A 19,806-nucleotide genomic window follows, 5' to 3' on the forward strand; every position below is an offset into this window, starting at 1 on the left:
AGCCGACTCGGCTACGGGGCGCCTTCTGGCTGTACGACCGTCATCGCCGTCCGCAATCGCGCGAGCAACCTCTCGAACTCGGCGAGCTGGGCCGGGTCGTATTCGGCCAGGATCGCGTCCTGCTCGGCATTGATCGGGTGGAAGAACTCGTCGGCCAGCTGTCGAGCGTTCTCACTACACCGCAGGGTCACCACCCGCCGATCGGTGTGCTCGCGGCTGCGGGTGATGTATCCCGCCTGCTCCAGCCGGTTGAGCAGGGTCGTCATCGCCCCCGAGGTGAGGGTGATCCGCTTGCTCAGCAGTGCGGGCGAGAGCGGCTCGGCGGCCTGTTCGGCGGCGGCGATCTCCATCAGCGCGAAGGCGTCGGTGGAGTGCACGCCGAGAGTTTCCGCGAATCGGCGGCCCAGTTCGGTGAAGCTCGCGCCGTAGTCGATGAGCCCCGCGGCCAGCCGCTGCCGCCGCATCGCGACATCGCCGGATGTCTGCTCCACATCTCGTCCTCTCGTCGACCGCCCGATTGACAACTTACCGCCCACCATTTACCTTCATCATAAAGTAACTTTATGACGGAGGTATAGTGCGGACAGAAACCGAGACTCCACCGCTGCGCTTGTGGCTGGGGCTGATCGCCGTCTCACTCGGCGTCGCGTTGATCGTGGTCGACCTGACGATCGTGAACGTGATCCTCGCGCCGATCGTCGACGATCTGGCGATCACCTCGATTCAGGCGCAATGGATCCAGGAGTCGTACGCGATCGTCTTCGCGGCGCTGCTGCTGGTAGCGGGCCGGCTCAGCGACCTCTACGGCGCACGCAAGCTGTTCCTGATCGGGTTGGTCGTCTTCGGCGGCACCAGCCTGCTCGCCGCGCTCGCACCGAGTGGCGGCCTGCTCATCGCGGCCCGTTTCCTGCAGGGCATCGGCGGGGCACTGATCCTGCCGACCTCGCTGGCCCTGGTGAACGCGGCATTCACTGGAAAGGCCCGCGGGCAGGCCTTCGCGATCTGGGGATCGACGATCGGCGCGGCCGCGGCGGTCGGCCCGCTGCTCGGCGGCTGGCTCGCCGACTTCTCCTGGCGGTGGGCCTTCGGCATCAATATCCCCGCGGTCGCGCTGCTCATGGTGGCCGTGCTGATCTATCTCCCCGCCGCACCGAAGAACGCCGGTCGCGTCGATTGGCTCGGGGCGGCCCAGTCCGCGCTCGGCCTCGGCTTGCTCGCCTTCGCCATGATCGAGGGACGGCATTATGGCTGGCTGGTCGTCACCGAGCCGCTGAGCATCGGTGAATTCGCCTGGCGCGGTGGACCTTCACCGGTTCTCGTCGCATTCGCCGGCGCCGCCCTCACCCTCGGGCTCTTCTGGCGCAGGCAGGCGATGCTCGGGCGCACCGATGGGCAGCCGCTGGTCGATGTGCGGCTGTTCTCGATCGATTCGTTCCGCAGAGGCAATGTTGTGACGCTGATCGTCGGCGTCGGCGAGTTCGGCATCATCGCGGTACTGCCACTGTGGATGCAGTTCGCCCTCGATTACACCGCGCTGCAGGCCGGACTCGCCCTGATGCCGCTCGCGATCGGCAGTTTCGTCGCCAGTGGCGCGAGCTTCTCACTCACGGCCTCGGTCTCGGCTCTGGGACAGGTCAGGATCGGTTTGCTGCTGGAAGCGGCCGGGCTGGCGATGCTCGGGCTGTTCGCCGCGGCGGACAGCAGTTGGTGGTCGATCGCGCTCGCGCTGTTCGTCTACGGCATCGGCGTCGGCTTCGCTACCGCCCAGGTCACCAATATCGTGCTCGCCGACGTGCCCGGCGAGAGCGCGGGCCAGGGGTCGGGAATTCAAAGCGCGGCACGGGAACTCGGCTCGGCACTGGGCATCGCGGTCCTCACCACCGTCTACTTCAGCACCGTCGGGACCGGCCTGCGCGACCGCCTGACCGATGCCGGGCTGCCCGAATCCGAAGTGCGGCAACTGGAGTCGACCGTCACCGACAGCGCCGGTTCGGCGATCGGCGCCCTCGCCGAGAATCCGCACACAGTGCCCATCGCGGAAGCGGGCCGCGCGGCCATGGCGGCGGGCATCGAGGTGGCGAGCTACCTGTGCGCGGGTCTGCTCGTTCTCGCCTTGGCCACCACCGCATTCGTCAAACCCGCCCGACACGGGTAGCACCACGAAGGGCCGCGGACTCGTTCCGCGGCCCCCGCTCGTCAAGCCCGCATCAGTCACACTTCCCCCATCTATACGTAGGCGTATATCAGCGGTAGTCTCGATCTATACGCTGCCGTACACATGGAGGTTCCAGCTATGCGATTACCCGAATCGGCCCACACCGGCCAACCCTGGCGCATCCACGAGATCGCCCCCGACTTCGACGTCGAGGACATCTGGAAATTCCGCACCCCCGGCGGTGGCCCTGACGACTTCCCCGCCTTGCTCGCCGCCCTCCGAGCCGAACGCGCCTCCGAATCCACCGGTATCAGCGGCCTGCTGTTCAAGATCCGCTGGAAGCTGGGCGAACTGTTCGGCTGGGACCGCGAAGACGCGGGCACCGGCACCCGGGTCGCCTCCCTGCGCGACCGCCTGCCCGCCGACCTACGCGACACCGACATCCCCGACGAGGACGGCCCCCTCACCGCCCTCTACGTCCTCGGCAACGAATACGCCGCCGAAATCGCCAACGGCACGATGCACGGCATCATGCACCTGGGCTGGGTCCCCGACGATTCCGGCTACCACCTGCAAATGGCCGTGCTGGTGAAGCCGAACGGCTGGTTCGGCCGCTTCTACATGGCCCTGATCAAGCCCTTCCGCTACGGAATCGTCTACCCCGCGATGACCCGCAGCTGGGAACGAACCTGGAACGACCTCGCCGTCTCCCACTGAACCGCGCCGTTCTCGCACCCCGCAAAAGTTGCGCAGACTGCCACGCCGCTGATCAGCCCGGCCAGGAGCACCACACCGCGCGAATCCGATGAGGTCGTCATCGTTCAAATCCGGTTCGGCGAACAAATGGTCGAATCCGCTCGCAATCTCTCCGCTTCATCGCCGAAGGTTCTGCCCTCTGATCAGCGGCGACGAGCGGGGGTTTGCAGTGGCGGTGACAGGATGGACCGGCGTCGAGGTTCGCGCAATGCGTACCGCGGCACTCCGGATCACCCAAGCGGAACTTGCCGAGCGGCTCGGATTCACTGAATCGGTCGTCCGGAAGTGGGAGAAGCGTGGTGAGACAATCACACTCACGCACCAGCACGCTGCCGCGATGGACACTCTCCTTGCGCGACTCGATGACGATCAGCGTCACCGATTCGAATCCGCGCGATGTGTGTCCGAGGCCCCCGCGGTTGCGAGGGCGGACGCCGATCCATTCGATAGATCAGATGCAATTGCCGGTCGGCTGCAACACCTCGCCGAGCTTCGTGGTGATGGCGATCTCGTCGATGGACTGAGTCTTGCCCTGGGTGAGATCGTCGACCGCTACGAGGTGGAGGGGCCGCGCCATCTGGCGAGCGAGGTTCAGGAGCTTCGTCAGCGGGTGAATCTCCTTCTCCAGCAACGTCGTCACCCAGCTCATGTCGAGCAGTTGTATCTGATTGCGGCGCGGTTGTCGGGGGTTCTGGCGTACATGGCGGTGAACTGTGGCCGGTTCGGCAGCGCTCGTATGCACTGCCGCGAAGCGCAGGTACTGGCATCGCTGATCGAGGACGGCGAGATGCTGGCGTGGGTCAGATCGACCGAAAGCTTCTGCGCCTACTACGCAGGCGATTTCGTGAGTTCAGTGAAGTTGGCCGAGGAAGGGATCGCGCTGGCCGGCTCGGGGTCTCAGGCAATCCGCTTGTACTCCAACGGGTTGGCCCGCGCATGGGGGAAGTTGGGCGACGCAGTGGAGGTCGAGCAGGCAATCGAGCGGGCGCTGTCACTGGCCGATCACCAGAATGCCGTTCCGGGCCTGACTCCCGCGTTGACATTCGAGCCCTACGGCAAAGCCCGTCTCATGGCGAACGCTGCCACCGCGTTCCTCTCGGCCGGGCGATTCGACAAGGCCCTCGAGTTCGGAGGGTTGGTCGAGGATCACGTTTCGCAGTCTGACTCGGTATGGAGTCGAACGTTGGTGCGCTTGGATGTGGCGACTGCTCTTGTCCTACAACGCTCGCCAGAAGTCGAGCATGCGGTTCAGCTCGGCGTCGAGGCCCTCGATGCTTCGGCAGATCGACCCATCCGTTCGATATGGCAGCGGGCGAACGAACTCGGCGCTCTGATGGAATCCCGGCATCGGGCACCGTCTCGTGATTACGCCGAGCGCTTGGCGCAGTGGCGTCGTTCGGCGCAACCGCTGATTGCCCCTGAAAGTGGGCTCAACCGCCCAGGGCAAGGACCGCGCGGGTAGTCCAGCGGTAGCTGTGGCCATCCCGTCTGAGGACGACCAGCTCGACCTGGTTCACCCGCACGCTGGCACTTCTGGTCGCACGCAATGCCGCTACCGCGTCGATGACCTCAGCGGCAGCGCGGTCAGTGTTGTTGTAGGCGATACCCAAATGCGGTCGGAACCGGGAAGAACTCGGCGCCGACGCAACCGTCGAGTTCGGCAATGCTTCTGCCGTACATGTCGACAGGACCTGATGTAGATCAAGCAGCGGATCCCACGGAGCGACCGAGAACCTGATCGCGCTGCGCGAGCCACTCAGCGGGCCAACAGTAAGGTCGAATGGCTTCACCTCCGAAAGGCTTTCTCGTGCAAGCGAAACCAGCCTGTCGATCTGCTCGTCAGAGACAACGGTCATGTCGCCGACCCTCATCATCGTGATGTGCAAGGCATCCAGCGGAACCGGATCAACCCCGCCGACCGCCAGTGCCCCCTGACATTCGGCAGCGAGCTCGATCAGATCAGAATCGTCGAACGTCAGATACCAGTAGTAGCCCGTACGGCCCGGCGCCCACTGCTTCACAGTCCAATGGTCGCGAAGGACCTCGATCTCGGAGAACGCGTTCCAATCATTTCGTGCAATGGCTTCCGGATCCGATGTCGAGTCCGGCAGCAGCTTGGGAAACGGGCCACTCGATGTCATGACCGGCTGATCTGCCTCTCCATGTCGAACTTCTTACCGGCGAGTTTACGGACTGCCGACCGGACGCAGCACCGATGCTCCGCGCCAAGGGACTCAGTGGCTTCTGGTCGGCAAAACCAATGGTCAGGATCGGCGGTTCCGCGCAAGATGTGGTGCGTGGATGCATCGTGTTCTACCGTGCTGCGTTGGCAGTTCGACCTGATCTGGTCCTTGTTCGATTTCCATCTCGATCAGCTGGAAGTAGATGACTTCCTGTGGGAGCCTGCGGGTTTGTGCTGGACACTGCACCTCGACGATCGCGGCGTCTGGGAGCCGGACTGGGCGGACTCCGAGCCCGATCCGATCCCGGTCCCGACCATCGGTTGGATCAGCTGGCATATCGGGTGGTGGTGGAGCGTCGCCATCGATCACCTGCGAGAACGCACTCCACGAGACCGTACCGAGATTGTGTGGCCGGGCCCCGGGCCCGCGGTCGCTGACTGGCTGCGAGGCCTGCGCGAGGAATGGCTGCCAATTCTGGATCAGGTCACCGAGGCCGATCTTGCTGCCCCAGCGGCATTTCCGTGGCAGGGCGACTCGGACAAGTCCGTTGCCCACACCCTCGCATGGGTGAACGGCGAGCTGATGAAGAACGTCACCGAGATCGGCCAGTTACGGCTACTGCGCACAGCCCGGAATGACAAGTGACGACATCGACGGCCTCGCTTCGGCGGCAGACCCCGATAAGCGGATGGGGCGAGAAGCTCGAACCCTCGGATCGGCAATCAGTGATACTTTTCGGCCGAAAAGTATCACTGATGAGGCGGAGTGCTACTTAAGTAGCACCGCCATCCAGCTGTGCTACTTTTCGCGCGAAAAGTAGCACTAGAGCCGCAGTTCTACGCGCTGATCGGGGCGGCCGTCACCCCGTAGCCGAGGTTGGTGAGGACCTCGCTGGTGGCCTTGGCGAAATTCAGGGTGATGAAGTGCAGGCAGGGGGCGCCTTCGTCGGTGAGGCGCTGGGCCATTTCGGTGGCGATCTGGATGCCCTCGGCGCGGACCGCGGCGCGGTCTTCTTCCGGGCCGCTGCCCGCGGCCCGGGTGAGGCGGGCTACGACGTCGGCGGGGACGGGGCGGCCGCTGAGTTCTTCGGCGCGGGCCACGGTGCGCAGCGAGGTGATGGGCATCAGTTCGGGAATGATCGGCTTGGCGCCCTCGATGGGGTCCATGGCGATCACGCGGTCGCGCAGACGCAGGTAGTGCTCGACGTCGAAGAACATCTGGGTGATCGAATACTCCGCTCCCGCACGGAGTTTCGCGGCCAGGTGGTGGGTGTCGTGGTCGAGGTCGGGCGAGCGGTGGTGGCCCTGGGGGAACGACGCGACGCCGACGTGGAAGTCGCCGAGGTCGCGCACGATGCGAACCAGTTCCTCGGCGTATTCGACACCGCCGGGATGCTTGGCCCATTCGCCGAGCGGGTCGCCGGGCGGGTCGCCGCGCAGGACCAGGACATTGCAGATGCCGGAGTCGGCGTAGGAGCCGATCAGGGAGCGCAGTTCGGCGATGCTGTGGCCGACCGCGGTGAGGTGGGCGACCGGGAGCAGGGTGGTTTCCTGCGCGAGAGCACCGGTGATGCGCACGGTGCGGTCGCGGGTGGAGCCGCCCGCGCCGTAGGTCATCGACACGAAGGCCGGATGCATGCGTTCGAACTCGCGGACCGCACGCCACAGCCGAGCCTCGCCCGCCGCGTCACGCGGGGGGTTGAACTCCACGGAGAAGGGCACGCCACTGCCCGAATGAGTGCGCAGACTCTGCACCACCGAAGGGGTGTTCGAGACGATCGACGGCCGCTGGGCGGGTCGATCTGGGGTCGAACTTCCCCGTCCATTGTCGAAATCCACCGGCTCAGTCTAGTGGGGCCCGATGACGCCCCGGCACCGACTGGGAATCCGGCCGCCCAACACCGGACACTGCGTCAAGTCCGATGAACGTGTCCGCGGCGGCAGAACCCCGCCGAAACGCCGGGTGTGGGCTGCGTCGCAGCGGCCCTGTGCGCCGGGAGCGCGCCCGGCCCACCCGCGTATCGTTCGAGACAACGCTGGTGACCGCACCACCGAGTGCCCAACCGGTCCCGCTGTTCGCCCACCTCGCCCCTGGAGGCCGCCCTGTCCGCCGGAATCGGTACCCCGCTCTCCCGGTCCGCCGCCGACGCCCTGACCTCGGTCGATCTCGTCACGCTGACACCGGGCACGTCGGCCTTCGTCGCCGCTGTCGAACAGGTGCTGACCAGTTTCTTCGCCACCCGGCGTGAGTTCGTCGAGCCGCTGGGGCCCGTCTTCATCGATGCCGTCGAGGCACTGGAACAGTTCGTTGTTCGTGGCGGCAAGCGGACGCGGCCGGGGTTCGCCTGGACCGGGTGGCTCGGTGCCGGTGGCGACCCCGCAGGGCCCGACGCCGCCGCGGTGCTCACCGCCTGTTCGGCGCTGGAACTGGTGCAGGCGTGCGCGCTCGTGCACGACGACATCATCGACTCCTCGCGGACGCGGCGCGGCTTCCCGACCGTGCACATCGAGTTCGAGGATCGCCATGGAGCGGCCGGCTGGCCCGGCGACGGCGCGGCGTACGGCTCGGCCGTCGCGATTCTGATCGGCGATCTGGCGCTGGCCTGGGCAGATGATCTGGTTCACGAGGCCGGGCTGAGCCCGCTTGCGCTGGCCCGGTTCGCACCGGTGTGGGCGCGGATGCGGACCGAGGTGCTCGGCGGGCAACTCCTCGACATCAACGGCGAAGCCGGTGGCGACGAATCCGTCGAGGCCGCGTTGCGGATCAATCGGTACAAGACCGCCGCGTACACGATCGAACGGCCGTTGCATCTGGGTGCGGCGCTGGCGGGTGCCGACGAGGCGCTGGTGGATGCGCTGCGGACCTACGGGACCGATGTGGGGATCGCGTTCCAGCTGCGTGACGACCTGCTCGGCGTGTTCGGCGACCCGGCGGTGACGGGGAAGCCGTCGGGCGATGACCTGCGCGAAGGCAAGCGGACCGTGTTGATCGCCGAGGCGCTGCGCCGGGCCGATCCGGCGTCCGCCGCCCTGATCCGGACGGGTCTGGGCACGGACCTCGACGATGCCGCCGTCGACGAGCTGCGCACGGTGCTCACCGATCTGGGCGCGGTCGACGAGGTGGAGCGGCGGATCACCGAGCTCACCGATACCGGGCTGGCCGCCATCGCGACCAGTTCCGCGACACCGCAAGCCGAGCAGTTGCTCCACGCCATGGCACTGGCTGCCACTCGCCGCGCAGCCTGATAGGAAAAGTGTTGTGGGACAACAGAATCATGTCGTCGTAGTCGGAGCCGGGCTGGCCGGTCTCGCGGCCGCGCTGCATCTGCGGGGCGCCGGTCGCGAGGTGACAGTGCTGGAACGGGCCGATCATCCGGGCGGGCGGGTGGGTCGCTACCGGTTCGACGACTACGAGATCGACAGCGGCGCAACCGTTCTCACGTTGCCGGAGGTGATCGACGACGCGCTGGCCGCCGTCGGGCACACCCGCGACAGCGTCGGCCTGCGCATCCACCGCCTCACCCCCGCCTACCACGCGCGCTTCGCCGACGGCAGCGACATCCGTGTCTTCGACGATGCCGACCAGATGGCCGCCGAGGTCGAAAGTGCTTGCGGGCCCGCCGAAGCGCGCAACTACCGGCGCCTGCGTGACTGGCTCGGCCGCATCTACGACGCCGAATTCGACGAGTTCATGAACGCCGATTTCGACTCGCCCCTCGACATGGTGCGCACGCCGCGCGCCAGGGCCGCGCTGACCGCGCTCGCCAAGCTCGGCGGGTTCGGCAAGCTGGGGCCGCGCGTGCGGTCCTATCTGCGCGACGAGCGGCTGACCAGGCTGTTCACCTTCCAAGCGCTCTACGCCGGCATGTCGCCGGATGACGCGCTGGCGGTCTACGGCGCGATCCCGAACATGGACACCTGCCTCGGGGTCTACTTCCCCGAAGGCGGGATGCGCGCGATCACGGCCGCGCTCGCCGAGGCATTCACCGACGCGGGTGGCCGGCTCGTCCTGAACGCCGAGGTCGACGGCATCGACTATCGGACCGGCCGACGCGCCGAAGCCGTCCGCACCGCCGACGGCCGCGCGTACCCCTGCGACGCGGTGGTCCTCACCGCCGACATCGGCTCGCTGCCTCGATTCGGCCTTCGCCCTCGTCGCGGCCTGCGTGCCTCGCCGTCGGCTGTCGTCGCCCACGGCACCATTCCCGCCGAGATCGCCGCGCAGTGGCCGGTGCGGGCCCACCACACCATCGAGTTCGGCGCCGCCTGGGCGCAGACCTTCGCCGAGATCGCCGCGCGCAAGGGGCGCGGGCAGCTCATGAGCGATCCGTCGCTGCTGCTCACGCGGCCCGCGCTGACCGACGCCGACCAGTTCATCGAACGGGCGAGCGGCCGCTTCGAGCCGCTGTCGGTGCTCGCGCCGTGTCCCAACCTGACCGCCGCCCCGCTCGACTGGGACCGCCTCGGCCCGGCCTACCTGCGCGAACTGCTCGCGGTGCTGGAACAGCGCGGCTACACCGGCATCACCGAACATTTCCACGTCGACCACCTCGACACTCCCGGGACGTGGGCCGCCCAGGGCATGATCGCGGGCACGCCGTTCTCGATCGCGCACCTGTTCCGGCAAACCGGCCCCTTCCGGCCACGCAATCTGCCAAGGGGTGTGGACAACGTCGTTCTCGCAGGTTGCGGCACCACTCCGGGGGTGGGTGTGCCCACCACGCTGCTGTCGGGCAAGCTGGCGGCGGCACGAATCACCGGCAGCCGGGCACACGCCGGTACCGACCACCGGGTTAGTGTTCCAACTTGAAGCCGTAAACTGACGGCCGACTTATCAGCTCGCGGTTGCGACCGCCGACCATCCGGGGGGACCGACCGAACATGCCGCCCTCCGAGACGACCGTAGGCACCATGGACAACACGCGCACACTAGAGCGTCGGCGTCACCTACCCACCGGCACAGATCCCGGCGTCCGGACCTGGCTGCGCACCGCAAGCGAGTTCGCCAGGAGCCCCGAAGGCCACGCGGCCATCATGGGATTCTTCGGCGCCATCATGATCACCTTCGGTGGCTTCGGTGCAGGCGCTGTCCGCAAACGCGACCCTCTCCTCGAGGCGCTACACCTGTCCTGGCTGCGGTTCGGCCACGGGTACGCGCTGTCGATGATCGTTATCTGGGTCGGCGTGCTGATGATGATCACCGCGTGGGTTCGCCTCGGCCGCATCACCATCAGCAAGGGCGACCCGACGGTCACCCTCAACGAGTTGCGGGCGACCGTCGGAATCTGGATCACGCCCCTGCTGTTCGCGGCGCCGATGTTCAGCCGCGATGTCTACTCCTACCTCGCCCAAGGCGCGCTGCTACGCGACGGATTCGACCCTTATCAGGTAGGGCCCGTCGCCAATCCGGGTGTGCTGCTGGACAACGTGAGCACGGTCTGGACCACCACCACCGCACCGTACGGGCCGGTGTTCTTGCTGATCGGCCGCGCGATCACCTCGATTACCGGTGACAATGTGATCGCCGGGACCATCGCCTTGCGCATCGTCATGCTGCCCGGACTGGCACTGATGATGTGGGCCGTGCCGTACCTGACCAAGCATCTCGGCGGGAAGCCGACGACCGCGCTGTGGTTGGCGGTGCTCAACCCGCTGGTACTAGTGCACCTGATCGGTGGCGTGCACAACGAGATGCTGATGGTCGGACTGATGTGCGCGGGCATCGCACTTGTCCTCGAACGTCATCATGTGGCGGGAATCGTGGTCGTCGCCATCGGCGTCGCGATCAAGGCGACCGCGGGTGTCGCGCTGCCGTTCCTGGTGTGGATCTGGATTCTGCACGAGAAGGAACGACGCGCGGCCGAGCGACTGGCAGCGGACTCGGACGTGGAACCTTCCGAGGACCAGATGCATCCCGACGCGGCCCGACCGTCCGCCGATATGCCGCATCCGCTGTTCGTTTTCGCCAAGATCGCCGGCCTCGGTATGGGCGTGTTCGCGCTCGTCTTCGGCGCCGCATCGGCAATCACGGGGGTCGGGTTCGGCTGGGTGGCCGCACTGCAGGGTTCGAACAGGATCATCAATTGGCTTTCGCTGCCGACGATCCTCGCGAACGTGATCACCTGGGTAACCCCGCTGCAAGAGCAATCGGTGCTCCCTGTGACCCGCAACCTGTGCCAGGTGGCGCTGGTCGTGCTGCTCGTCGCGACCTGGTGGCGGTTCCGGCACAGCGAGCGCGAGGCCGTGATGGGCATCGTCATCGCCTTCGTCGCGATCGTGATCCTGTCGCCTGCCGCGCTGCCCTGGTACTACTCGTGGCCGCTCGCGCTGGCGGCCGGGTTCGCGCTGTCGACCAGGACGTTGATGTGGCTGGTAGGCCTCTGCACCTGGTTGATGCTGGTATTCCAGCCGGACGGGTCGCTCGGGCTTTACAACTTCTCGCACGTCGCGCTGGCGACGTTCGCCGCCGTGGTCGCGGCGGTGTCGCTGCGTACCGTTGATCCGCTGCGTCTGCGTTCGGCCAGGTCGAAGGCCGCTGCCACGGAATCGGCGCCGCCCGTCCGGGCGTGAGCGGTCGCACGCAGGAGCTTCGGAGAGAGATCGTGAACGTGGCTGCCGATGCTGGTGCCCGACCGCTGACCGGCGAGCTGGATGCGGCCTACGCGAGTTGCCGGCGGATCGCCGCCGAGCACGGGCGCACCTATTACCTGGCGACAGCCATGCTCTCGCCGGAGCGGCGGCGGGCCGTGCACGCGCTGTACGCGTTCGCCCGGATGGTCGATGACATCGTCGACCACGCCGATGACCCCGCGCGTATCCTGGACCCGCGCGATGGCACCCGGCAGTACGTCGACGTCTCCCCCGCTCAGCACCTCGACCTCGTCGAGAAACAACTGCGCCTTGCCCTCGAACACGGCGACATCGACACGACCGACCCGCGCCGCGACCAGATCATCACCGCGGCCGCCGACACCATCGCCCGCTACGACATCGCACACGCCCACATCTGGACCTTCCTCGACGCCATGCGCATGGACGTCCCCGGCACGGCCACCCACCGCACCCGCTACGCCACGATGGGCGAGCTCCGCGAGTACATGCGTGGATCCGCCGCGGCCATCGGCCTGCAACTGCTGCCGGTCCTCGGCACCGTCGTCCCCGTCACCGAGGCCGAACCCGCGGCCGCCGCCCTCGGCGAAGCCTTCCAGCTCACCAATTTCCTGCGCGACGTCGCCGAAGACCTCGACCGGGACCGCGTCTATCTCCCCACCGACGAACTGACGGCTTTCGGCGTGGACGAAGCCCACCTACGCGGCTGCCACGATCACGGCCACACCGACGCACCGCTGCGCCGCGCGCTGGCCCACCTGATCGCCGTCAACCGCGATATCTATCGGCAGGCAGTTCCCGGCATAGCCCTGCTCGCCCCCCGAGTGCGCCCGGCGATCACCACCGCCGCCACCCTCTACGCCGAGATCCTCGACCGCATCGAAGCAGCCGATTACCAGGTCTTCACCACCCGCGCCACGGTTCCGCACCGTCGCCGAATCCTGGTCGCCGCCAAGGGTTTGACCACCCGCACCGGCCACCGCTGGTCACCGGTCCGACCCCTGGTGAATCCGTTCGATCCGGTGTGACGATCAGAAGGGTTCGGCGTGGGCGCGGCGAACCACTTCGCGGGCCAATTGGCCGTGCAGGGCGTCGACCGGGCGACCGGGGAGGGTGGGGTCGTCGGTGTAGAGCCAGCCGAGGATGTCCTCGTCGGTGTACTTGGCGTCACGCATGACGGTGATCACGCCGGGAAGCATGCGGACGATCTCGTCTTCGTCGTCGAAGAAGCGGGACGGAATGCCTGCGATGCCGTCGCGGCGGATCGCGAGGACCTGGTGGTCACGCAGCAGTTGGTGCACCGAGGTGACCGGGACGCCGAGAATATCGGCCGCCTCCGGCAGCGAGACGATGGTTTCGGTGTCGGGCAGCACGTCGTTGCTGCAGGGGAAGGCACTCACCCGCACAACGGTAGTACGTGTCGGCGCGCACGCATCGTCTGGCATGCCGACACCACCCGGTTACCATCGTGGTGGCCGCACACGGCGGCCGGTTGAATGCCGGAGGACATCACTTGATCGGCCAGATGCTGGAAGGGCGCTATCGCATCGATGCGCCGATCGCTCGCGGCGGGATGTCGATGGTCTTCCGCGGGACCGACACCCGGCTCGATCGCCCCGTGGCGATCAAGGTGATGGACCCGAAGTTCGCCGGCGACCCGCAGTTCCTCAGCCGTTTCGAGTTCGAGGCGCGGGCAGTGGCCAAACTCAAGCATCCCTCGCTGGTCGCGGTGTACGACCAGGGCGTCGACGGCGAATACCCGTTCCTGATCATGGAACTGGTCGAGGGCGGCACGCTGCGTGAGTTGCTGCGCGAACGCGGGCCGATGCCGCCGCACGCCGTGCGCGCCGTGGCCGAACCGGTGCTGCGCGCGATCGGCACCGCCCACGACGCCGGCCTGGTGCACCGCGACGTGAAGCCCGAGAACGTGCTGATCTCCGACGCGGGCGAGGTGAAGATCGCAGACTTCGGCCTGGTCCGCGCCGTGGCCGCGGCCAATACCACCTCCGCGAGTGTGATCCTGGGCACGGCCGCCTACCTCTCCCCCGAGCAGGTCACCACCGGCACCGCCGACGCCCGCAGTGACGTGTACTCCTTCGGCGTCCTGATCTTCGAGCTGCTCACCGGGCGGGTGCCGTTCACCGGCGACAACTCGCTGTCGGTGGCGTATCAGCGGGTCGAGAACGACGTGCCCGCGCCGAGCAATTTCATCGGTGGCGTGCCGCCCGAATTCGACGCCCTGGTCGCCAAGGCCACCTCCCGTGACCCCGCGCAGCGTTTCGCCGACGCCAACGAGATGGCGGCGAAACTGCAGACGATCGCGATGGAACTGAACCTGCCGCCGTACCGGGTGCCCGCACCACGGGATTCGGCCGAACATCTCAGTGAGAGCTATCAGACCGGCGCCGCGCATCATCCCGGCGAGCGCCCGGCGACCCCACATCATGTCGCCGCACACCATTCCCCCGCACCCGAACCGCACCACACCAGGGTGGTGACCGCACAGCGCCCACGGCAGGAGGAATACTCCCCCGCACCGGCGGCGAGCGCCTTCGGCAACGGCGACAATCATTCTCGCCGAACAGGTCTGGTGTGGGTGGGCATCGTCACCGTGCTGACCCTGCTGGTCGGCATCGGCGGCTGGTGGCTCGGCGTCGGCCGCTACTCCTCGGTGCCGCCGATCGCGGGCATGGACTCCGAGCGGGCCGTCGCGGTCCTGCACGAAGCCGGTTTCGAGACGGCGTTGCGGCAGAAGGCCTCCGACACGATCCCGGTGGGCGGGGTCGTCGGCACCGATCCGTCGGCCGGTTCGCGGGTGACCAAGAGTTCCACGATCGCGGTGCTGATCTCCAACGGCAAACCACGAGTGCCCGATGTCAAGCCCGGCGACCAGCTCAGCGCGACCAATCAGGCGATCCGCGATGCGGGCCTGCAGCCGATCGACAGTGGTGAGGCGGCGAGTACCGCGCCGAAGGGTTCAGTTGCGAAGGTGGAGCCCGCGCCGGGCACGATCCTGCCGATGGGCGCGCAGGTGAAGGTGTACCGCAGCAAGGGATCTCAGCCGGTCAATGTGCCCGATGTGCGCGGGAAGACCGCCGAGGAGGCAGCGAGTGCGCTGACCACCGCGGGCCTGGTCGTGCGCGAGACGCGGGTGCAGTTCGACAAGAACGTCGAGGGCGACAAGGCGATCGCCACCGAACCCGCCGTCGGCACCACGCTGCAATCGGGCGACACCGTGACGCTGATCGTTTCGAACGCGGTGAAGGTGCCCAATGTGATGGGTCAAAGCGTCGGCAATGCCCGCTCCAAGCTGCAACAGCTCGGCCTGCGGGTGGAGGTCAAGTCCCTCACCGACTCCGACGGTTCCCTGGTCATCGGCCAGGTGCCCGGCATCAACTCCAACGTGGAGGCGGGCAGCGTCGTGACGCTCACCGCCCTGCCTTGAAGGGGTAAGGATCCCGAGAAGGACAAAGAAAAACCCGGGCGCGGTCCTCGCTGACCGCCCCGGGCTCGTCCGACGAACTCAGTACTCGATGACTCAGCGCAGCATTTCGGCGACCAGGAACGACAGTTCCAGGGACTGCTGGGTGTTCAGGCGCGGGTCGCAGGCGGTTTCGTAGCGGCCGCCGAGGTCGAGGTCGGAGATGTCCTGGGCGCCGCCCAGGCATTCGGTGACGTTCTCGCCGGTCAGCTCGATGTGCAGGCCGCCGGGGTGGGTGCCGAGGGCGTGGTGGACCTCGAAGAAGCCCTGGACCTCATCGACGATGCGGTCGAAGTGGCGGGTCTTGAAACCGGTGGACGACTCGTGGGTGTTGCCGTGCATGGGGTCGCACTGCCAGATGACCTGGTGGCCGGTGGCCTGCACCTTCTCGATAATCGGGGGCAGCACATCGCGCACCTTGCCGTTGCCCATGCGGGCGACCAGGGTGAGCCTGCCCGGCTCGTTGTTCGGGTCGAGCCGCTCGACGTATTCCACGGCCAGCTCCGGCGTGGTGGTCGGCCCGATCTTGAGGCCGATCGGGTTCGCGAGCAGTTCGGCCAGCGCGATGTGGGCGCCGTCGAGCTGACGGGTGCGCTCACCGATCCACAAGAAGTGCGCGGACAGGTCGTAGAGCAGCGGTTCGCCCGTTTCGGACTCGCTCAGCCGCAGCATGGCGCGCTCGTAGTCGAGGACCAGCGCCTCGTGCGAGGCGTAGATGCGCGCGGTCTTCAGGCTCGGGTCGTTGACCTGACAGGCGGCCATGAAGCGCAGGCCGCGGTCGATCTCCTCGGCGAGGGTCTCGTAGCGCGCGCCCGCGGGCGACTGGGCGACGAAATCGCGGTTCCAGTCGTGCAGGCGGTGCAGGTCGGCGGTGCCCGCGCTGGTGAGGGCGCGGACCAGGTTCATCGCGGCGCTGGCATTGGCGTAGGCGCGGACGAGGCGCGACGGGTCGTGGCGGCGCAATGCCTCGTCGGCGACGAGCGAGTTCACCATGTCGCCACGGTAGGACTTCAGGCCGAGCGCGTCGGTGTCGGACGAGCGCGGCTTGGCGTACTGGCCCGCGATCCGCGCCACCTTCACCACCGGCAGACTCGCGCCGTAGGTGAGCACGACGGCCATCTGCAGGAGTGTGCGGATATTGCCGCGGATGTGGGGTTCGGTGTTGTCGGCGAAGGTCTCCGCGCAGTCGCCGCCCTGCATGAGGAACGCCTCACCGCGCGCGACGGCGGCCAGCTGCGCCTTGAGGTCCTCCACTTCGGCGGGCAGGCAGATCGGTGGCACGCTCTCGAGCACGGTGCGCATGGCGGCGGCCTCGTCGGCGTCCCACGACGGCTGCTGCAGGGCGGGCCTGGCCAGCGCGGCGTCGAGGCGACCGCGCAACTCGGCGGGCAACGGCGGCAGTTCCGGCAGGCGGTCAATGGGTACGTCGACGGTCCAGGTCACCAGATCAGAATACGGACCCGCTCTGGCGGGGCCTACCCCCGGGCCGCTCCGTCCGGCCGTGTCAGCGCTTCCTCACACCGGGCAAACGGGCAGGTTGGTGGACTGGCGTGCGGTCACGACACCGCGACCACACGATCAGAAGGGTCTACCGAAGATGAAGACGAACCTGCCAGAACGCACGACTGCCCGCACCGCGCTGGTGATCGGCCTCGCCGCACTCGCCACCATGGGCACCATCGGTATGGCGGCCGCCGCACCGGCCGACCGGTCGCATCCGATGCTCGACACCACCTGTTCGCTGGAACAGATCGAGGCCGCCGCACTCGCCCACGCCCCCGACCTCGCCGCGAAGCTGGCACAGCGCCCAGAGCATCGGGCGAAACTCGCCGAACTGCTGTCGAAGACGCCCGAGGAGCGGCGCATCGCCATCCAGCAGCGACAGGGCGAGCACGCTGGACACCGCGCCGGCGAGCACGCCGGGCAGCACGCCGGGATGCGCGAGGTGTTCGAGGTGTGCGGCAACTACTGATCACCCGAGGCCGGTGTTCGGGGTTCCGGCGGCGGGCAATGTCACCGTGACGATCAGCCCGCCGGCGGGATCGGCGGCCGCGCGCACGGAGCCACCGTGTGCGTGCGCCACCGACCGGACGATGGAAAGCCCGAGCCCGGCGCCCCGGCGCGCGCCGGGCTCGTCGGCTCGGCGGGTGATCGCGGCCGCGCGGCGGAACGGCTCGAACAAGCCGTCGAGTTCGAACACCGGCACCACCGGCCCGGTGTTCGAGACCACCAGCCGAACAGATTCCTCCGCACTCTCGCAGCGGATGCGCACCAGGCCGCCGGACACGTTGTAGCGCACCGCGTTGTCGACGAGATTGTGTACCAGCCGCTCCAGCAGGATCGGGTCGCCGTCGACCGGGGCGGCGGCGAGCGAACACTCCACCGTGACTCCGGCATCAGCGGCCTCACCGGCGCTCGACCCAGCCACATGGCGTGCGAGATCGGCGAGATCGCATCGCCGGTGTTCGGTGAGCAGCTGCTCGCTCGAAACCAGCAGCAGCAATCCCTCGATGAGGCGTTCGTGCCGTCCGTTGACCTCGAGCAGGGTCTCACCGAGCTGGCGCAGCGACGCGGGCGGATCGGGCCGATCCAACGCCACCTCGATCAAGGTGCGGTTGATCGCCAGCGGCGTGCGCAGTTCGTGGGAGGCATTGGCGACGAAGCGACGCTGGCCGTCGAACGCGCGATCGAGCCGCTCGAGCATCGCGTCGAAAGTGTCGGCGAGGTCTTTGATCTCGTCGGGTGGCCCTTCCAGCGCGATCCGTTCGTGCAAGCTGCGGTCGGCGACCCGGCGTGCCGTCGCGGTGACCCGCTGTAGCGGCGCCAGTGCCCGCCCGGCGAGCAGCCAGCCGAAACCCGCCGCCGCGATCCCGACCACAACGAGCGCGGTCAACGACGAGAGCAGCATCGCCCGCAGGACTTCGCGACGCTCCTGTTCGGCCTGCGCGACGATGGCCTCGGCCAAGCGGTCGGCAGCCGGTGCCCGGTCACCCAGCGCCAGATGCTTGCTGATGATCATGTGGGTGGCCGCCATGGGCCGCTGCTCCAGCCATTGCTCGAGCGAGAAGTACATCAGCCCGATCAGCACCGCACCGGCCACGAAGAACGATCCCGCGTACAGCAGCGTCAACCGCACACGGATGGTCGAGCGCGAGTTGCTCATCGGATCCGGTAGCCGATGCCCGGCTCGGTCTCGATCAACGCCGGTTCTCCGAGTTTGCGTCGCAGCATCATGATCGCGTACCGCACCACCCCGGTGAACGGGTCGATGTTCTCGTCCCATGCCTTCTCCAACAGCTGTTCGGTCGACACCACGCCCCCATCCGCGCGCATGAGCTCACCCAGCACCGCGAACTCCTTGCGCGACAGGGCGATCGGCACACCATCGCGGGTGAGCGCGCATCGGTGCACGTCGAGACGCAGGCCGGCACGCGTGAGGATCGGCGGTGTCGCCGGCCTGGCCCGGCGCCCGAGCGCCTGCACCCGCGCGACCAGCTCGGCGAAGGCGAACGGTTTGGTCAGATAGTCGTCGGCACCCAGCCCGAGCCCGGCGACCCGCTCGCGAATCGCGGTCGCCGCGGTCAGCATCAGCACCCGGCTGTGCACGCCGTGCTCGATCATCCAGCGGCACACCTCGTCGCCGGAGGCACCGGGCAGGTCGCGGTCGAGGACGACGACGTCGTAGTCGTTCACCGGCACTCTCTCCAAGGCGGCGTCACCGTCGTAGACGACGTCCACCGCCATCGCGTAGCGACGCAATCCCGTGCCGATCGCGTCGGCCAGCACTATCTCGTCTTCCACCACCAGCACCCGCACCCGGGTCATCCTGCCCGGAGAAGCTGTTGGTTCGCTGTGAGGGCGAGTATTCGCGGTACCCGGACCCGTGCGTCCGGCAGGCCGACCGCCGACATAGGGTTTCGGTCGGACGGCACGACCACCCCACCAGCACGAAGAGGCGATCTCCCTGCGATATTTCTACGATTCGGAATTCATCGAAGACGGCACGACGATCGACCTGGTCTCGATCGGCGTCGTCTGCGAGGACGGGCGCGAATACTATGCGGTCTCCACCGAATTCGATGCGGGCAGAGCGGGACCATGGGTCCGCAAGCATGTGCTGCCGAAGCTACCGCCCGCCGGGTCGCCGCTGTATCGCACCAGGGAACAGATCCGCGACGACCTGTTCAAGTTCTTCCTGCCACGGCCGAGCGTGCAGCCGGAGCTGTGGGCCTGGGTCGGCGCCTACGACCATGTGGCGCTGTGCCAGCTGTGGGGTGACATGACCGCGCTGCCCAAGGGCATGCCGCGCTACACCAACGAGCTGCGCCAGCACTGGGCTGTCAACGGCAGCCCCGCCCTGCCGCCCATCCCCGACGACGCGCACGACGCCCTCGCCGACGCCCGCCACAACCTGGCCAAGTTCGAGGCCATCGAGACCTACCGGCGCACCCCGCGCCTGTAGCACCACAACAGCGAAGGGGCCCGCGACGTGTGGGTACGGGGGGGGGGGGGGGTGCGCGGGGCGGGGTGCGCGATGGCGCGGCCGCGCCCGGCCCGCGGCGGGGCCCCGGGCCGCGCGCGCCCCCCCACGCCATCGACCAGGTCCTCACCGACGAAGACGCC

General features: G+C 67.7%; 18 protein-coding genes. 11 read left to right on the forward strand and 7 right to left on the reverse strand.

The window, feature by feature from the left end:
- Positions 1–11: 11 nt before the first annotated feature.
- Positions 12–491: a MarR family winged helix-turn-helix transcriptional regulator gene (locus tag ACFWPX_RS16595; RefSeq protein ID WP_378928098.1), complete on the reverse strand. Its 480-nt coding sequence runs from the start codon at positions 489–491 to the stop codon at positions 12–14.
- 86 nt (positions 492–577) lie between these two features.
- On the opposite strand from ACFWPX_RS16595, the gene ACFWPX_RS16600 reads away from it, so the two are divergent.
- The 3 genes from ACFWPX_RS16600 to ACFWPX_RS16610 all read left to right on the forward strand — a co-directional run bounded on the left by ACFWPX_RS16600 (position 578) and on the right by ACFWPX_RS16610 (position 4,373).
- A complete protein-coding gene (locus ACFWPX_RS16600; RefSeq protein ID WP_378928099.1) occupies positions 578–2,155 on the forward strand; it encodes a DHA2 family efflux MFS transporter permease subunit in 1,578 nt (525 codons plus the stop codon).
- Between the two features lie 138 nt (positions 2,156–2,293).
- Positions 2,294–2,872 (forward strand): DUF2867 domain-containing protein, encoded by a 579-nt coding sequence (locus tag ACFWPX_RS16605; protein ID WP_378928100.1) that lies wholly within the window; start codon positions 2,294–2,296, stop codon positions 2,870–2,872.
- 247 nt (positions 2,873–3,119) lie between these two features.
- The gene (locus ACFWPX_RS16610; RefSeq protein ID WP_378928102.1) at positions 3,120–4,373 is read left to right on the forward strand and encodes a multiprotein-bridging factor 1 family protein; all 1,254 of its coding nucleotides are present in this window, start codon (positions 3,120–3,122) and stop codon (positions 4,371–4,373) included.
- On the opposite strand, the gene ACFWPX_RS16615 is transcribed toward ACFWPX_RS16610, so the two are convergent.
- Complete coding sequence (locus tag ACFWPX_RS16615; protein ID WP_378928103.1) at positions 4,342–5,052, reverse strand: 2'-5' RNA ligase family protein; 711 nt, start codon at positions 5,050–5,052, stop codon at positions 4,342–4,344. The genes ACFWPX_RS16610 and ACFWPX_RS16615 overlap by 32 nt on opposite strands.
- A 177-nt stretch (positions 5,053–5,229) precedes the next feature.
- Here ACFWPX_RS16615 and ACFWPX_RS16620 point away from each other — a divergent pair, with 177 nt between their 5' ends.
- Positions 5,230–5,739 (forward strand): DinB family protein, encoded by a 510-nt coding sequence (locus tag ACFWPX_RS16620; RefSeq protein WP_378928104.1) that lies wholly within the window; start codon positions 5,230–5,232, stop codon positions 5,737–5,739.
- A 191-nt stretch (positions 5,740–5,930) separates the two neighbouring features.
- On the opposite strand, the gene ACFWPX_RS16625 is transcribed toward ACFWPX_RS16620, so the two are convergent.
- Positions 5,931–6,932, reverse strand: a complete 1,002-nt coding sequence (locus tag ACFWPX_RS16625; RefSeq protein WP_378922650.1) for a methylenetetrahydrofolate reductase — start codon at positions 6,930–6,932, stop codon at positions 5,931–5,933.
- Positions 6,933–7,184: 252 nt separating this feature from the next.
- Here ACFWPX_RS16625 and ACFWPX_RS16630 point away from each other — a divergent pair, with 252 nt between their 5' ends.
- From ACFWPX_RS16630 to ACFWPX_RS16645, 4 genes are all read left to right on the forward strand, one after another.
- A complete protein-coding gene (locus tag ACFWPX_RS16630; protein WP_378922662.1) occupies positions 7,185–8,339 on the forward strand; it encodes a polyprenyl synthetase family protein in 1,155 nt (384 codons plus the stop codon).
- A 13-nt stretch (positions 8,340–8,352) separates the two neighbouring features.
- On the forward strand, positions 8,353–9,903 hold the full coding sequence (gene crtI, locus ACFWPX_RS16635; protein ID WP_378928105.1) for a phytoene desaturase family protein: 1,551 nt from the start codon (positions 8,353–8,355) through the stop codon (positions 9,901–9,903).
- 101 nt (positions 9,904–10,004) lie between these two features.
- Positions 10,005–11,663: an alpha-(1->6)-mannopyranosyltransferase A gene (locus ACFWPX_RS16640; RefSeq protein ID WP_378922654.1), complete on the forward strand. Its 1,659-nt coding sequence runs from the start codon at positions 10,005–10,007 to the stop codon at positions 11,661–11,663.
- A 32-nt stretch (positions 11,664–11,695) separates the two neighbouring features.
- Positions 11,696–12,730 carry a phytoene/squalene synthase family protein gene (locus tag ACFWPX_RS16645; protein WP_378928106.1) on the forward strand — a complete coding sequence of 345 codons (1,035 nt, stop codon included), beginning with the start codon at positions 11,696–11,698 and terminating at the stop codon, positions 12,728–12,730.
- A 3-nt stretch (positions 12,731–12,733) separates the two neighbouring features.
- On the opposite strand, the gene ACFWPX_RS16650 is transcribed toward ACFWPX_RS16645, so the two are convergent.
- The gene (locus ACFWPX_RS16650) at positions 12,734–13,102 is read right to left on the reverse strand and encodes an Rv2175c family DNA-binding protein (protein WP_378921716.1); all 369 of its coding nucleotides are present in this window, start codon (positions 13,100–13,102) and stop codon (positions 12,734–12,736) included.
- A gap of 92 nt (positions 13,103–13,194) precedes the next feature.
- Between ACFWPX_RS16650 and pknB the strand changes: the two genes are divergently transcribed.
- Positions 13,195–15,147 (forward strand): Stk1 family PASTA domain-containing Ser/Thr kinase, encoded by a 1,953-nt coding sequence (gene pknB, locus ACFWPX_RS16655; protein WP_378921814.1) that lies wholly within the window; start codon positions 13,195–13,197, stop codon positions 15,145–15,147.
- Between the two features lie 93 nt (positions 15,148–15,240).
- Here the strand turns inward: pknB and ACFWPX_RS16660 are convergent, their stop codons facing one another.
- Entirely contained in the window at positions 15,241–16,626 is a 1,386-nt protein-coding gene (locus ACFWPX_RS16660) for a class II 3-deoxy-7-phosphoheptulonate synthase (RefSeq protein ID WP_378921718.1), read from the reverse strand.
- A 154-nt stretch (positions 16,627–16,780) separates the two neighbouring features.
- Here ACFWPX_RS16660 and ACFWPX_RS16665 point away from each other — a divergent pair, with 154 nt between their 5' ends.
- Positions 16,781–17,155, forward strand: a complete 375-nt coding sequence (locus tag ACFWPX_RS16665) for a hemophore-related protein (RefSeq protein WP_378928107.1) — start codon at positions 16,781–16,783, stop codon at positions 17,153–17,155.
- Here ACFWPX_RS16665 and ACFWPX_RS16670 read toward each other — a convergent pair whose 3' ends face one another.
- A complete protein-coding gene (locus tag ACFWPX_RS16670; RefSeq protein ID WP_378921722.1) occupies positions 17,156–18,346 on the reverse strand; it encodes a sensor histidine kinase in 1,191 nt (396 codons plus the stop codon). It abuts the gene before it with no gap.
- Positions 18,343–18,999, reverse strand: coding sequence for a response regulator transcription factor (locus tag ACFWPX_RS16675; protein ID WP_378928108.1), 657 nt, complete (start codon positions 18,997–18,999; stop codon positions 18,343–18,345). The genes ACFWPX_RS16670 and ACFWPX_RS16675 overlap by 4 nt, the downstream gene beginning before the upstream one ends.
- Positions 19,000–19,147: 148 nt before the next feature.
- Here ACFWPX_RS16675 and ACFWPX_RS16680 point away from each other — a divergent pair, with 148 nt between their 5' ends.
- Positions 19,148–19,645 (forward strand): polyadenylate-specific 3'-exoribonuclease AS, encoded by a 498-nt coding sequence (locus ACFWPX_RS16680; protein WP_378921815.1) that lies wholly within the window; start codon positions 19,148–19,150, stop codon positions 19,643–19,645.
- The last annotated feature ends 161 nt before the right edge of the window (positions 19,646–19,806 follow it).

Source organism: Nocardia sp. NPDC058518 (assembly GCF_042719655.1).
Taxonomy (GTDB): Bacteria; Actinomycetota; Actinomycetes; order Mycobacteriales; family Mycobacteriaceae; genus Nocardia.

Excerpts from the sequence above, each read along its gene's own strand:
- ACFWPX_RS16615 (WP_378928103.1), bottom strand. The coding sequence starts at position 5,052 with ATGACATCGAGTGGCCCGTTTCCCAAGCTGCTGCCGGACTCGACATCG.
- ACFWPX_RS16605 (WP_378928100.1), top strand. The coding sequence starts at position 2,294 with ATGCGATTACCCGAATCGGCCCACACCGGCCAACCCTGGCGCATCCAC.
- ACFWPX_RS16610 (WP_378928102.1), top strand. The coding sequence starts at position 3,120 with ATGCGTACCGCGGCACTCCGGATCACCCAAGCGGAACTTGCCGAGCGG.
- ACFWPX_RS16665 (WP_378928107.1), top strand. The coding sequence starts at position 16,781 with ATGAAGACGAACCTGCCAGAACGCACGACTGCCCGCACCGCGCTGGTG.
- ACFWPX_RS16670 (WP_378921722.1), bottom strand. The coding sequence starts at position 18,346 with ATGAGCAACTCGCGCTCGACCATCCGTGTGCGGTTGACGCTGCTGTAC.
- ACFWPX_RS16640 (WP_378922654.1), top strand. The coding sequence starts at position 10,005 with ATGGACAACACGCGCACACTAGAGCGTCGGCGTCACCTACCCACCGGC.